Genomic DNA, 13,946 nt, shown 5'->3' with positions numbered 1-13,946 from the left:
TGGAGTCAGGTCAGCGGGAACGGCGGTTGCCACCACCACGGGGTGTCCGTCAGCTCGAGGTGGTCCACCCACTTCACCCACCAGAACCCCCGGCGGCCGGGGGCGACCAGCCGCGCGGGATAGCCGTGGCCGGGGCGCAGCGGCACACCGCCGACCCCGGTGGCCAGCAGCAGGTGGTCGAGATCGCGGATCGGGAAGCGGACCCAGTAGCCGGTGCGGGACCGGACCAGCAGGCTGCGCGCCGAGCCGGGGTCGGGCAGCAGCGCGCGGACCGGAACGCCGGCCCAGTCCTGCTCGGCATACCAGCCGGAGGTGCAGTCCAGCGTCGCCCGCACCGTCCGCACCGCGGCCGCGTCCAGGTCGCCGAGGGTCAGCTCGCGCCGGGTACCGCCGGCGACCACGGCGAGCCGCCAGTCCCGCGGGTCGATCGCCGGAGTGGTGTCGTCCAGCCAGCTGTAGCTGGGCATGGCCGCCGGGTTGAACGAGCCGGCGGCGTACGACCCGGTGAACCGGCGGCCGGCGCCGGGCAACCCGGCCAGGCTCACCGCCGCGGCCTGGCTGCCGTACAGGCCCGCCGCGACCGCGGCGAACACGCCGCCCCTGACCAGCGCACGCCGGGACAGGTCGGCTCTTCGTGGCCGGACCCGGCGGGCCAGCACGTGCCAGACCACCAGCGGCAGCAGGGCAAGCGCCCCGGCGATGTGCAACCACATGACCAGGATTCCGGCCACGGAGCGGACCAGGCCGGTGGTGTAGGCGATACCGGTCAGCAGGGTGGTGACCACCAGGACCGCCAGCAGCAGGGACAACCACCGGGTCCGGCGAGACCGGCGCAGCCCGCGCCGGATCACCAGGCTTTTCCACGGCACCAGCACGATCACGGCCATCCCCACGATGCCGTGTGCGAGCACCGTCCACCGGCCGCCGGGTGCGCCGGCCGCGACCGCGCCGATGCCGGTGGCGAACGCCAGCGCCAGCACCGCGAGCAGGGCCAGGTTGGTCACCCGCGGGGCCGGTGCGCGCAGCATGCCGCCGACGGTAGGCGTGCGCGGCCGGCCAACGGTAGATGCCGATCGGCAGGTGCCGAATGGCGGCGCGGGCCGGGCTGGTTCGGTTTGCGGTCGGCAGGGGCGGGAATGCGAGGAGCATGCTGAAGGCAGCCCTGCTCGCGGCCGTGCTCGCGTTGACCCTGCCGGTACCGGCCGCCGCGGCGGACACGGCGCCGGGCGGTCCCGGCGAACCGGCGGTGTTCACCCCGGCGGACAAGCAGGGGTTCGGCACCGCGCGCTCCGGGGCCGGCAGCCCGGTCTGGTTCACCCTCGGCGGCGGCCGGATGACCGAGGTGTTCTACCCGGATCTGAGCACGCCGGCCGTGCGCGACCTGCAGTTGGTGGTGACCGACGGGGTGAGCTTCGCCGAGCGGGCGCAGGACGTCCGGGTGCGCACCGAGCAGGTCGGCGACCTGGTGTTCCGGCAGACCGCCGGCGGGCGCGGTTGGACCGCGGTGCTCACCTACGTCACCGATCCGAACCGGGCCACCCTGCTGGTCGACCTCGAGCTGCGTTCGCATTCCGGCCGCCCGCTGACCGCGTTCGTGCTGTACGACCCGGCGCTGTCCCGGGAGGGCGACGACGACCGGGCCGAGACCGTGGGCAACGCGTTGGTCGCCATGGATGCCGGCACCGCGAGCGCACTGCTCGCCGGGCGCGGCTTTGCCAGCACCTCCAACGGGTTCCTCGGTACCAGCGACGGGTGGACCGACCTGGCCGCGGACCGGCGGCTGGACTCGCGGTACCGCTCGGCCGGACCGGGAAACGTGGTGCAGACCGGACAGTTGCGAGTGGACGGTGCCGGCCACCGGCACGAGACGCTGGTGCTCGGCTTCGGCGCCGACCGCGGCGCCGCCCTCGCGGCCGCGCGCGGCTCGCTGCGCACCGGTTTCGGCGCGGCCGCGACCGGGTACCGGGCGGGGTGGCGCTCCTACCTGGCCGGCCTGCGCCGCCCGCCGGAAAGCGTGCGTACGCCGCACGAACGGGCGGTCTACACCAGCTCGCTGCTGGTCATCGCCGCGACCGAGGACAAGCGCAACCCCGGTGCGTTCGTGGCCGCACCCGCGCTGCCCTGGGCGTTCGGGTTCGACCGGGTGATCGTGCCGGAGTTCGGTCCGTACGCGCTGGTCTGGCCGCGCGACCTGTACCAGGTGGCCACGGCGCTGATCGCGGCCGGTGACCGGCAGGCGGCCCACCGCGCGCTGGACTTCATGCTGCGCCACCAGCAACAGCCCGACGGCCACCTGGCGCAGAACACCCGGGTGGACGGCAGTCCGTACTGGACCAGCGTCCAGCTCGACGAGACGGCCGCGCCGATGCTGCTGGCCTGGCTGCTGGACCGCACCGATCCGTCCACAATGGACGCCCTGGTCCGGGCCGCCGAGTTCATGGTGAACTACCGCAAGGACGGCAACGTCGCGCCGTGGACCGAGCAGGAACGCTGGGAGAACCAGAGCGGCTACTCGCCGGCCACGATCGCCGCCGAGGTCGCCGGGCTGGTCTGCCTGGCCGACCTGCTCACCCGCGCCGGCCGGGGCGAACAAGCCGGCCGCTACCTGGCCGTCGCCGACTCCTGGGCCGCCGCGGTCGAGGGCTGGACCGCCACCAGGACCGGTCCCTACTCGCCGGACCCGTACTACCTACGCCTGACCAAGGACGCCCAGCCCGACCGGGGAACCAGCTACAACCTCGGCGACAACAATCCCGGTGAGACCGACCAGCGGGCGGTCGTCGACCCCAGCTTCCTCGAGCTGGTTCGGTTGGGCGTCAAGCGGTTCGACGACCCGGTCGTCCGCAACACGATCGCCGTGGTGGATCGGGAGCTGTCCACCTCGACGCCGGCCGGCCAGTTCTGGCACCGGTTCACCAGCGACGGCTACGGCGAGCAGGCCGACGGCGGTCCGTGGAACGTCAACTTCCCCCGGCCGACCCGAACCTTCGGCCGGCTGTGGCCGATCTTCGCCGGGGAGCGCGGGGAGTACGAGTTGCTGGCCGGCGCGGCGAGCGCGGCCGGCACCCGGCTGCGCGCCATCGCCGCCACCGCGGGCAGCGGTCTCATGCTCCCGGAACAGGTCTGGGACACCCGGCCGCCGGCTCCCGGCGCCGCCCGCCCCGGTACCGGAACCGGTTCGGCGACGCCGCTGGCCTGGACCCATGCCCAGTACGTCCGGCTGGCCGCCGCCATCGACGCCGGCCACCCGATCGAGCGCCCGGCCGTGGTCGCCTGCCGCTACGCCGGGCCCTGCTGAGCTGTCGCTCGGGTGCCCGCCGCTGCGCGGCGGCCGGGTGGGCTGGGGTTGGTTGGTCAGCCCTTGGTGGCGCCGGAGGCGAGACCGCCGACGAGTTGGCGTTCGGCCACGGCGTAGAGGGCGAGGGCGGGAACCATGGCCAGCACGACGTAGGCCAGCACCTTGGCGGTGTCCTGCGAGTACTGGCTGTTGAACTGGGACACGGCGACCGGGATGGTCCACTGGGTCGGGTCGTTGAACACGACCAGCGGGAGCATGAAGTTGTTCCAGCTGGTCACGATGGCCAGCACGGAAACCGTGGCCAGGGCCGGGCGGGCCATAGGCAGCAGAATGCGCCAGAAGAAGCCGAACGGGGTGCACCCGTCCATGGTGGCGGCCTCCTCGATCTCGCTGGGGATGGCGCGGAAGAACGAGCGCAGGATGATGATCGTGACCGGCAGGCCGAAGGCGGCCTGGGGGAGCACCACGCCGAGCGGGTTGTTCAGCAGGCCGAACTCGCGCAGCAGCACGAACAGCGGCAGGATCGCCACCGCGAACGGGAACATCAGGCCGACGGTGAACAGCATGAACAGCAGTTCCCGGCCACGGAAGGCGAACCGGGCGAAGATGAACCCGGCCATCGCGGCCACCCCGACGCACAGCAGCGTGGTGGCCAGCGCGATGACCGTGCTGTTCCACAGTGGACGCCAGAAGGTGACCGAGCCGAGGATGTCGGTGTAGTTGCTGAAGATCCACGGGTCGGGCAGGCCGAACGGGTTGTTGGACAGCTGCCCGTTGTTCTTGAACCCGCCGAGCACCCCGTAGCCGATCGGCACCACCACGAACAGCCCGACGACCAGGACGATCAGGTACAGCACCGTGTTCCGCGCCACGGCGCGCGTTCCGCCGGGCCGCACCGGGCCGGATGGCAGCGCCTTCATCGCCGGTCCCGCATTCCGGTCACCGCGCCCTCGATGTCCCTGCGCATCACGAACCGCTGGTAGAACAGGGCGAACACGAAGCTGATCATGAACATCACCACGCTGATCGCGCTGCCGTAGCCGACCTGCGAGCGGACGAAACCGAAGTCGAACATGGTCACCGCCATGGTCTCCGATGCGTGGATCGGGCCGCCCCTGGTGAGCACCCAGACCAGGTCGAACAGCTGGATGGTGCCGATCACGGCCAGGAAGATGCTGATCCGGATGGTCGGGCCGAGCAGCGGCAGCGTCACGTACCGGAAGGTCTCCCACGGGCTGGCGCCGTCGATCGTGGCCGCCTCGATGATCTCGTCCGGGATGGCCTGCCGGGCCGCGACGTAGAGGATCATGTGGAAGCCGAAGTACTTCCAGGTGATCACGAAGAACAGTGAGTACAGCACCACCGCCGGGTCGGCCAGCCAGTTGGTGGCCAGGTCCTCCAGCCCGACCAGCCCGAACAGATGGTTGGCCAGCCCCCGGTTCGGCGAGAACACCATGGCGAACAGGACGCCGGCGATCACCTCGGAGAGCACGTAGGGCGCGAAGAACAGCAGCCGAAACGCCATCCGGCCGCGGATTCGCTGACACAGCAGCAGGGCGATGGCCAGGGCGAACGGCAGCTGGAACACGACCGTCAGGGCGATCAGGATCGCCGCGTGCTGCAGGTCGCCGAGGAACACCTTGTCACTGAACAACCTCGTGAAGTTGTCCAGGCCGATGAAATCCTCGGGTGGCCCGCCGAGCCCGTTCCACTTGAACAGGCTGGTGTAGCTGGCCAGCAGGATCGGTGCCAGCACCAGTAGCCCGAACAGCACCAGCGCCGGGAGCAGGAACAGGACGATGGTGACGAGGTCGGTGCGGAACCGCCGCCGGCCTGTGGAATCGGCGGGCGGTTCCGGCACCTCCCTTGCCCTTGCGGGCTTGGCCTCGTCGACGGCCGACCGTGTCATAGAACGGGGCTGCTAGGCGTTCTGCGCGGCCTCGGTGACCGCCTTTGCCACGTCCTCCGGGCTCATCGCGCCGGCGATGAGTTGGGCGACACTGTCGTTGACCGTCTGCCCGACCGAGGGTGGGTAGTCCTGGTCGAGGTAGAGCTGGAACCCGGTGGACTTGCTCACCGCGTCCGCCACCTTCTTCTGCCGGGCGTCCTGGATCGCGTCCTCGGCGCCCTTGGTGATCGGCAGCACCGATCCGGTCGCCACCGCCTTGCGCTGGTTGTCCGCGGTGACAAGGAACTTGAGGAAGTCGATGGCTGCCGGCGGGGCGTCCTTGCCGACCGCGAAGCCGCCACCGCCGCCCATCGTGTCGGTGACCTTGCCCTTGCCGCCGTCCACCGCGGGGAACGAGAACCAGTCCAGATCCGCGCCGAGGTCCTTGCCGGACTGCTCCTTCTGCACCGCGGGCGCCCACTGGCCCTGCAGCTCCATCGCGGCCTGGCCGTTGCCCATCACGGCGGCCTCGCCGTCCGGGGTGTCGAACGGCGCGCCGAGGAACCCGTTCTGGAACGGCTGCAGGTCGACCAGTTCCTTCAGGTGCCGGCCGGCCTGGATGAACTCCGGGCTGTCGAACTTCTTGTCGGCCGCGGCCTTCTTGAGCCCGTCCGGCCCGAGCAGCCGCATCGACAGGTAGGTCCAGTAGTAGTGGCCCGGCCACTTCGCCCCGCCGGCAAGGGAGATCGGGGTGATGCCAGCGCCCTTGAGCTTGCGCACCGCGTCCAGGAACTCGGTCCAGGTGGCGGGCGGCGCGCTGATCCCGGCCGTGGCGAAGTGCTTCTTGTTGTACCAGAAGCCGACCATGCCGATGTCGTACGGAACGCCGTAGACCTTGCCGTCCCACTCGTAGGGCTGCACGCCGGTCGAGACCAGGCTGTCCTTGATCGACGCGAGGTCGCCGGTCAGCTCCTTGGCCAGGCCGGCTTCGACCTGCTGCTTGAGCACGCCGCCGCCCCAGGTCTGGAAGATGTCCGGGGCATCGCCGGACTGGGTCACGGTGGTGAGCCGGGCCTTGAACGCCTCGTTCTCGATCGGTGTGATGTTGATCTTCACGTTGGAGTGCTGCGCGGTGTACTGGTCGGCCAGTTCCTGCCAGACGGGCAGCATCGGCGGGGTGTTCTGGATGTGCCACCACTCGATGGTCTGCGCGGCGTTCGGGTCGCCGCCGGAGTTTCCGCTGTCGTCGCCGCTGCTGCTGCAGGCTCCGATGCCGAGCATGGTGGCGCCGGCACCCAGAGCGCCGAGGAAGGCCCGGCGTGGCATCGGGCTGGAAGCAGTCATTGCTTTCCCTTCGCCGCAAGTTTTCGGACATGCGTCCGGTAGTTTTCGGTGGCGGTGGTCACACTACCTCCGGGCTGAGTCGGGGATCAAGACCCGTGGTCGAGGGACCATGCCTGCATCTTGGGCAGACCAAGGCCCCAATGTCGATAACGGCTTGATGCCGAAAATTATCGGGATTCGCGCAGGTGCGTTGCGAGCGCGCTCATGTCCGCGGCACCGAGCCCGGCGTCCACCGCGGCGGCGACCACCCGCCGGTTCGCGGCCAGCTGTTCCATGACCGCGCCGACCTCCTCGGCCAGCCCGGCGACCAGCGCCAGATCCTTGGCCACCAGCTCGAGAGTGAACGCCGCGGGCGCCGATTCGGGGTGCTCGTAGGCGGCGCGCTTGTACTGCACGAACGGCGCGCCCAGCGCGCTGGCCGCGAACACCTCGTAGGCGGCCGACCGGTCCAACCCGGCCTTCTCGGCCAGCACCAGCGCCTCGGCCAGCGCCTGGTTGAGCCCGTGCAGCGCGGAGTTCACCACCAGCTTCATCGTCGCGCCGCTGCCCGGCCCGCCGAGCTGGAACGTGCGCCGCCCCAGGATGTCCAGCACCGGCCGGGCACGCTCGATCGCCTCCGGCGCGCCACCGACCATGAACGTCAGCTCGCCCCGTTCGACCAGCGCCACGCTGCCGGAAACCGGCGCGTCCAGCAGCACCGCGCCGCGTTCCGCGACCGCGGGCGCCAACTCGCGCACCGTGCCGGGCGCGATCGTGCTGGTCTCCAGCACGATCGCACCCGGCCGCAGTCCGGCCATCAGCCCATCCGGTCCACGGTAGACGGATCGAACCGCGGCGTCGTCGGCCAGCGACACGATCACAACCTGGGCGCCGCCGGCCGCCGCCCGCGCGGTGCCGGTCACGCTCGCCCCGGACTCCGCCGCCACCCGCTCGGCCCGGTCCCGGGTCCGGTTGTACAGCACCACGTCCCGCCCGGCCCGGCGCAGTGTCGCCGCCATGGCCGCACCCATGGTTCCGGCGCCGACCACCGCGACCGGGTCGGCCGGCACTACCGCCAGCCCCCGTCCACCACCAGGTTCACGTCGTTGATCGCCCGGTTCTCCAGCAGCAGGACCGCGGCCGACACGACATCGGCCATGCTGGCCAGTTTTCCGGTGAGCGTGCCCGCGGTGAACGCGTCCAGCACCGGCGCCGGCTTGTCCTTCCAGAACGGGCTGTCGCCGACGATCCCGGGGTGGATGGAGTTGACCCGGACCGGGGCCAGCTCGATGGCGAGCGTGCGCACCATGCCGTCCACCCCGGCGTTGACCGTCGACACGGTGGTGGATCCCGGATACGGCCGGATCCGGGCCTGGCCGCCGAACATCAGCACCGCGCCGTCGGCCGCCAGCCGCTCGCGCAACACGTTCACCACGGTGGCGTAGCCGACCAGCTTGAGTGTCACCAGATGCCGGGCACCGCCGATGTCGAAGTCGGCCACCGCGTTGGCGTCCCGCTCGACGGCGGCCAGCACCAGCCCGTCGACCGGCCCGACATCGACCAGCGCGGCGCCGATCCCCTCCGGCTCGGACAGGTCGAAGGCCAGACCCGTCGTGGCGCCGCCCACCTCGTCGGCGGCTGCCTTGGCCCGGTCGATGTCCCGGCCGGTGAGCACGACCTCGCGCCCGGCGTCCGCGTAGTGCCGGGCCAGCTCAAGCCCGATGCCCGCCGTCCCGCCGACCACCACGATCGCGCCCATGTCAGCTCCCTTCGAGTGCCACCTTGAGGTAGTCCCAGTCGCGCACGAACCGGTAGGAGTGCCGACCGGGTGGCTGCGGTGCCTGGGTTTCCAGCCAGCGCAGCGGTCCATCACCCAGATTGCGAAAACCGTGCACGCAGCCGACCCCGGCGAACGCCACGTCGCCGGGCTCGAGTTGGTAGGTCTCGCCGTCGAACGTGCCCTCGCCGACGCCCTCGAGGAAGTAGTAGGCCTCCTCGAACGGATGGTCGTGCGGGCCGGCCACCCCGGCCGGCTCGTACTGCACCATGAACATCGTCGCCAGCAACGCGCCCAGATCCGAGTCGACCATCATCTTCACCGTGATCCCGCTGTACACCAGCAGGGCGGTGCGCATGCTGGCGGAGAGCGCCAGCAGCTCCTGGCTCTGCTTGCCGGGGTCCATGTTCGCCGGCTCGATGTGGCCGAACAGCCGGGTGCGCGGGTCCCGCACGTCGATCCGTTGGGGCGGCCCGAGATCGTCCAGCGGCACCGGAACCGTGTCGCCGCCGAACCGCTGCCGCGGCTGCGGGGCGAGCATCCGGGCCCACCGGGCCACCGCGTCGCCGTCGTTGCGCCAGGCGTGCGGATAGCCGACCGGCAGCAGGCCGTAGTCGCCGGGACCGAGCAGCACGGCACCCTCGGGGGTGCGCAGCACCAGCTCGCCCTCCGTCACGTACACCGACTCCTCGAACGACTGGACCCGGGGCGGGACCGACCCGCCGGGTTCCAGCGCGCACAGTTCGAACCCAGTGTGCACGGCAGGCGCCGTCTCGTCGACTACCGACCAGACCGACAGCCCTCCTTCGCCTTCCACGAACCGGGCCTCGCCGCCCCGGCGCACGACGTGCCGGGACATCACACCGGTGCCGCGGTCTGGCGCTGCGCCGCCTGCTCGACCAGGAAGTCGCGGGCCGCTTCCACACCCGCCCGGGCCGCGGCCACGTCGGCAACCAGCTGCCCACCGCGCTTGACCACCACGCCGTCGACCAGCACGGTGTCCACATTGGACACATCGGCGCACAGCGTCACGGCGGTGACCGGGTCGATCACCGGGGCCATGTTCAGCATTCTGGCGTCCAGCAGCACCACGTCGGCCTGCTTGCCCGGGGTGAGCGAACCGGTGCGGGCCTCCAGTCCGGCCACGTGCGCGCCGTTGACCGTGGCCATCTCCAGCATGTCCTGCGCGGTCAGCATGGTCTCCGGAATGTCCACATTGGCCTGCCAGCACTCGGCGTTGACCCGGGCCCGCTCGGTGCCGAACGCGGACCGGATCTGGGTGAACATGTCGCCGGGCGCCGTGGTCACCACGTCGATCGACAGGCTGGGCCGCAGGCCGTGCTCGATCGACTTCATCACCGGGGGCCAGCCGTGCCCCATCTGCACCTCGATCTGCGGCGCGATCGAGATGGTGCCGCCGGAATCGGCGACCAGCCGCCACTCGTCCTCGCTGAAGTAGCAGCAGTGGATGTAGGTGGTGTCCGGGCCGAGCAGACCGAGGTCGTTCAGTTGCGTGATCATGCCGAACCGGCCGGCCACCCGGCCCATCCCGACGTGCACGGTGATCGGGATGCCCAGCTCGCGGGCCAGCGCCCACTCCGACCGCACCACGTCGTCCACGCAGAACCCGGGACCCCGGGTGGCCAGCGCCATCGTGAGCAGGCCGGTGTCGGAGGAGAAGTAGGTGTCCCGGATCCGGCGCACGTCGTCGCCCGGGATCGCGATCTTGCTCTCGAACCAGTAGTCGGCCAGCGAGGTGTTGGCGCTGCCGTAGGCGTACTGCGCGCGGATCCCCGCCTCCTGTAAGCCCTTGATCGCCGCGTCCGGGTGCTCGGGCGTGTTGTTGATGTGCGACCAGTCCACCACCGTGGTGATCCCGGCGTTGAGGCATTCCAGTGCCCCGGCCAGGTTCGCCGCGTACACGTCCTGCGCGCGGTACAGCGGCGCGAAGGTGTCCAGGATGTCGACGAAGTAGTCGTCCAGCGTGGCGTTGGGCGCGCAGCCGCGGATCGCCGCCTCCCAGGTGTGCCGGTGGGTGTCGACGAACCCGGGGATCACGATGAACCCGCTGGCGTCGATCACCTCGGCGTCCGCGCTGATCTCCGGCCGCACGTCGGCGATCTTGCCGTCCTCGATCAGCAGGTCGCCGCGCAGATCGCCGACGTTGCCGTCCATGCTCAGGATCTGGCCGCCTTTGATGAGCGTCCGGGTGCTCATGGTGACTCCTCTTGCCTCGGTTGGATTCAGAAGACGGCCAGCCGGCGCACCGCGTCGGCCACCTTGTCGACGGTCGGAATGACCTCGTCCTCGAGCCGGTCCGCGAACGGCAGCGGCACGCAGGCCGCGGCCACCCGACGGATCGGCGCGTCCAGAAACTCGAACCCCTCGTCGGCCACGATCGACGCCACCGTCCCGCCCCAGCCGCCCTGGTACGGGTTCTCCTCGACGATGAGCAGCCGCGAGGTCTTGGCCACCGACTCGAGCACGGTGCGCATGTCCAGCGGCACCAGGCAGCGCAGGTCCACCACCTCGACCGCGATCCCCTCCGGGGCGAGCACCTCGGCGGCGGCGCGCGACACCGGCACGGTGGAGGCGAGCGCAACCACGGTCACGTCCCGGCCCGGCCGCACGATCGCGGCCTCGCCCAACGGGATCACGTGGTCCGCGGGCGCGGCCGGACCCTTGCTGGCGAACAGACCCTTGTGCTCGAAGAAGACCACCGGGTCCTCGCTGCGGATCGCCGAGGCCATCAGGCCGATCACGTCCGAGGGCGTGGCCGGAGCGGCGATCTTCAGCCCGGGCACGGTGAACGCCCAGTTCTCGGTCGCCTGGGAGTGCTGCGCGCCGAACCCCAGTCCACCGCCGTTGGCCGTGCGCACCACCAGCGGCACCGTGACCTGCCCGCCGGTCATGTAGCGCACCTTGGGGATCTCGTTGGCCAGGTAGTCCCAGCAGCAGGCCAAAAAGTCGGAGAACATGATCTCGGCCACCGGGCGCATCCCGGTCATCGCCGCGCCCATCGCGGCGCCGACGATGGCCTGCTCGGAGATCGGCGTGTCCCAGACCCGGCGCGGGCCGAACTCCTCGAACAGGCCGACGGTGGTCTTGAACACGCCGCCCGCGGCGCCGATGTCCTCGCCGAGGCAGACCACCGAGGAGTCCCGACGCATCTCCCGGGCGATGCCCTCGGCCACCGCCTCCCGGTAGGTGATCGTCCCGGTCAGCTCCGCCACGCCGCACCTCCGTCCGCCCACACGTCGGTGAACGCCTCGGCCGGATCCGCCTCCGGGGCCTGCTTGGCCGCGTCGATCGCCTCCGCGACGATCCGCTCGGCCGCCGCCTCGGCCTGCTCCACCGCGGCGTCGGACAGGCCCAGCCGGCGCAGGTGCGCACGCGCCACGGTCAGCGGGTCGCGCGCCATCCACTCGCGCACCTCGGCCTCCGGTCGGTACTTGCCCGGATCGGTCCGGCTGTGCCCGTAGTGCCGGTAGGTGCGGGCCTCGATCACCGTGGGACCGTTGCCGTTGCGGGCCCGCTCCACCGCCGCGCGCATCGCGTCCCACACGGTCAGCACGTCGTTGCCGTCGATGATCTCGGCCGGGATGCCGTAGGCCGGGGCACGCCCGGCGGCCGGGTCCTTGACCGCGGTGACCGACGCGATCGGCGTGTACTCCATGTAGAGGTTGTTCTCGCACACGAAGATCACCGGCAGCTTCCACACCGCGGCCAGGTTGAGCGCCTCGTGGAACGCGCCGATGTTCGTCGCCCCGTCGCCGAAGAAGGCCACCGCGACCTGCCCGGAACCGCGCAGCTGGGCCGACCACGCCGCGCCGGCGGCCATCGGCAGGTGCGCGCCGACGATGGCGTAGGAGCCCAACATGTTGTGCGAGGCCTTGGTCAGGTGCATCGAGCCGCCCTTGGCCTTGCACACCCCGGTGGCCTTGCTCATCAGCTCGGCCAGGCACTCCTCGGGGGTGGCGCCCCTGGCGATCGCGTGATGGTGTCCGCGGTAGGTGGCGAACACGTAGTCGTCCGGGCGCAGCGCCGCCGCGGCCCCGACCGCGACCGCCTCCTGCCCGGCCGCCAGGTGCGTCGTGCCCTTCACCAGCCCGGCAAGGAAGAGATCGTGTGCCGCCTTCTCGGTGCGCCGGATGACCAGGAGCTGCTGGTAGAGATCGAGCAGCTCGGCGGCCGGACCGGCGTGCACCGGCTCTCTAGTCGTGGTGTCCATCGCCGTTCTTGTCCGTGTTGAGGTGGGACTGCGCTTCGCGCAACGTGTTCAGCGCACCGCCGGCCGTCCAGTACTTGCGCCCGGCGACCAGCAGCTCCTCGGCCGGGAACTTGGTGATCACCTCGCAGCCGTTCGCGGTGACCACGACCTCCTCCTCGATCCGGGCCGCCGACCAGCCGTCCTCGGCCGGCCAGTAGGTCTCCAGCGCGAAGAGCATGCCCTCTTCCAGCGTCTCCGGGTGGTCCAGCGACACCAGCCGGGAGAAGATGGGTTTCTCCCAGATGGACAGTCCGACACCGTGCCCGTACTGCAGCGCGAACGCCGCCTCCTCGTTGGCGAAGCCGAACTCCTCGGCCCGCGGCCACACCGAGACGATGTCGGCCGTGGTGGCGCCCGGGCGGACCAGCGAGATGGCCTGGTCCATGTACTCTCGGCAGCGGGTGTAGGCGTCGCGCTGGGCCCGGGACGCGCTGCCCACCGCGAAGCAGCGGTAGTAGCAGGTGCGGTAGCCGAGATGGCTGTGCAGGATGTCGAAGAACGCCGGGTCGCCCGGGCGGATCAGCCGGTCCGAGTACACGTGCGGGTGCGGCGAGCAGCGCTCGCCGGAGATCGCGTTGACCCCCTCGACGTACTCGCTGCCCAGCTCGTAGAGCACCTTGCTGACCAGCGCCACGCACTCGTTCTCGCGCACCCCGGGACGCAGGAACCCGTACAGCTCCTCGTAGGCGGCGTCCACCATCGAGCAGGCCTGGGCGAGCAGGCCGATCTCGTCCGGCGTCTTGATCTTCCTGGCCTCCAGGAAGACCTGCTGGCCGTCCACGATCGTCAGCCCCTGTCCTTGCAGGGCAAGGAGAATCGGCATCTCGACCAGGTCGACGCCGACCGGCTCGCCGGCGAGGCCGTGCTCGGCGAGCACCGCGGCGACCTTCCTGGCCACCTCCTCGGCGATGCCGGCGTCCGGGTGGAACGCGCCGCGCAGCGTGGAGATCCCGGCTCTGGCCCGGGATTCGCCGTCCAGCCACGGGTTGTAGAGCTGGTGATGTTTGGCTGCCGAGCCGAAGTCCCAGATCACCGGTTCGCCGCCGCGGGGGAGCACGGCGAACCGGATCAGCTTGTCCATCGCCCAGGTGCCGATGTGGGTGGACGTCATGTACCGGATGTTCGCGAAGTCGAAGGTGAGCAGGGCGCCGAGCTCGGACCGTTCCAGGGTGTCCTTCAGTCGGGCCAGCCGCTCGACGCGCAGCCGGTCGAGATCGACCCGCTGCTCCCAGTCGACCGCGTTCTGCCCGTAGGTTCGAATGGCCATCGGGCACCTCGATCCGCGTCGTTGGGGGAGGTGTGCCTGCCGACCGTAAAACCGGGTCCGCCGAGTGTCAAGCATCACTTAACACCCGGGGTGGATGGCGCATAATGACCGTTCAGCACCACT

The 13,946-nt window shown here is 70.8% G+C and carries 12 protein-coding genes; 1 reads left to right on the top strand and 11 read right to left on the bottom strand.

Translation table 11 applies throughout. From position 1 onward, the window contains the following. Positions 1-5: 5 nt before the first annotated feature. Complete coding sequence (locus VFV67_RS16635; RefSeq protein WP_326471038.1) at positions 6-1,028, bottom strand: molybdopterin-dependent oxidoreductase; 1,023 nt, start codon at positions 1,026-1,028, stop codon at positions 6-8. 119 nt (positions 1,029-1,147) lie between these two features. Between VFV67_RS16635 and VFV67_RS16630 the strand changes: the two genes are divergently transcribed. Beyond that, positions 1,148-3,298, top strand: a complete 2,151-nt coding sequence (locus VFV67_RS16630; protein ID WP_326471037.1) for a glycoside hydrolase family 15 protein — start codon at positions 1,148-1,150, stop codon at positions 3,296-3,298. Positions 3,299-3,354: 56 nt separating this feature from the next. Here the strand turns inward: VFV67_RS16630 and VFV67_RS16625 are convergent, their stop codons facing one another. From VFV67_RS16625 to VFV67_RS16580, 10 genes are all read right to left on the bottom strand, one after another. Next, positions 3,355-4,218: a carbohydrate ABC transporter permease gene (locus VFV67_RS16625; protein ID WP_326471036.1), complete on the bottom strand. Its 864-nt coding sequence runs from the start codon at positions 4,216-4,218 to the stop codon at positions 3,355-3,357. Continuing rightward, entirely contained in the window at positions 4,215-5,207 is a 993-nt protein-coding gene (locus tag VFV67_RS16620; RefSeq protein WP_326471035.1) for a sugar ABC transporter permease, read from the bottom strand. The genes VFV67_RS16625 and VFV67_RS16620 overlap by 4 nt, the downstream gene beginning before the upstream one ends. A 12-nt stretch (positions 5,208-5,219) precedes the next feature. Next, entirely contained in the window at positions 5,220-6,530 is a 1,311-nt protein-coding gene (locus VFV67_RS16615) for an extracellular solute-binding protein (RefSeq protein WP_326471033.1), read from the bottom strand. A 167-nt stretch (positions 6,531-6,697) separates the two neighbouring features. Further along, on the bottom strand, positions 6,698-7,579 hold the full coding sequence (locus tag VFV67_RS16610; protein WP_326471032.1) for an NAD(P)-dependent oxidoreductase: 882 nt from the start codon (positions 7,577-7,579) through the stop codon (positions 6,698-6,700). Then, positions 7,579-8,268 carry an SDR family NAD(P)-dependent oxidoreductase gene (locus tag VFV67_RS16605; RefSeq protein ID WP_326471031.1) on the bottom strand — a complete coding sequence of 230 codons (690 nt, stop codon included), beginning with the start codon at positions 8,266-8,268 and terminating at the stop codon, positions 7,579-7,581. The genes VFV67_RS16610 and VFV67_RS16605 overlap by 1 nt, the downstream gene beginning before the upstream one ends. A 1-nt stretch (position 8,269) precedes the next feature. After that, entirely contained in the window at positions 8,270-9,145 is an 876-nt protein-coding gene (locus tag VFV67_RS16600; protein ID WP_326471030.1) for a cupin domain-containing protein, read from the bottom strand. After that, positions 9,145-10,503: an amidohydrolase family protein gene (locus VFV67_RS16595; protein WP_326471029.1), complete on the bottom strand. Its 1,359-nt coding sequence runs from the start codon at positions 10,501-10,503 to the stop codon at positions 9,145-9,147. The genes VFV67_RS16600 and VFV67_RS16595 overlap by 1 nt, the downstream gene beginning before the upstream one ends. Before the next feature lie 26 nt (positions 10,504-10,529). Next, positions 10,530-11,519: an alpha-ketoacid dehydrogenase subunit beta gene (locus tag VFV67_RS16590; RefSeq protein WP_326471028.1), complete on the bottom strand. Its 990-nt coding sequence runs from the start codon at positions 11,517-11,519 to the stop codon at positions 10,530-10,532. Then, positions 11,507-12,517 (bottom strand): thiamine pyrophosphate-dependent dehydrogenase E1 component subunit alpha, encoded by a 1,011-nt coding sequence (locus VFV67_RS16585; RefSeq protein WP_326471027.1) that lies wholly within the window; start codon positions 12,515-12,517, stop codon positions 11,507-11,509. Before VFV67_RS16585 ends, VFV67_RS16590 begins: the two co-directional genes overlap by 13 nt. After that, on the bottom strand, positions 12,501-13,823 hold the full coding sequence (locus VFV67_RS16580) for a Xaa-Pro peptidase family protein (protein ID WP_326471025.1): 1,323 nt from the start codon (positions 13,821-13,823) through the stop codon (positions 12,501-12,503). Before VFV67_RS16580 ends, VFV67_RS16585 begins: the two co-directional genes overlap by 17 nt. Between the last annotated feature and the right edge of the window lie 123 nt (positions 13,824-13,946).

The organism is Actinophytocola sp. (assembly GCF_035762905.1).
GTDB lineage: Bacteria > Actinomycetota > Actinomycetes > Mycobacteriales > Pseudonocardiaceae > DASYTH01.
The sequence above is the reverse complement of the archived record's forward strand: the minus strand, read 5'-3'. Positions and strand labels throughout refer to the sequence as shown.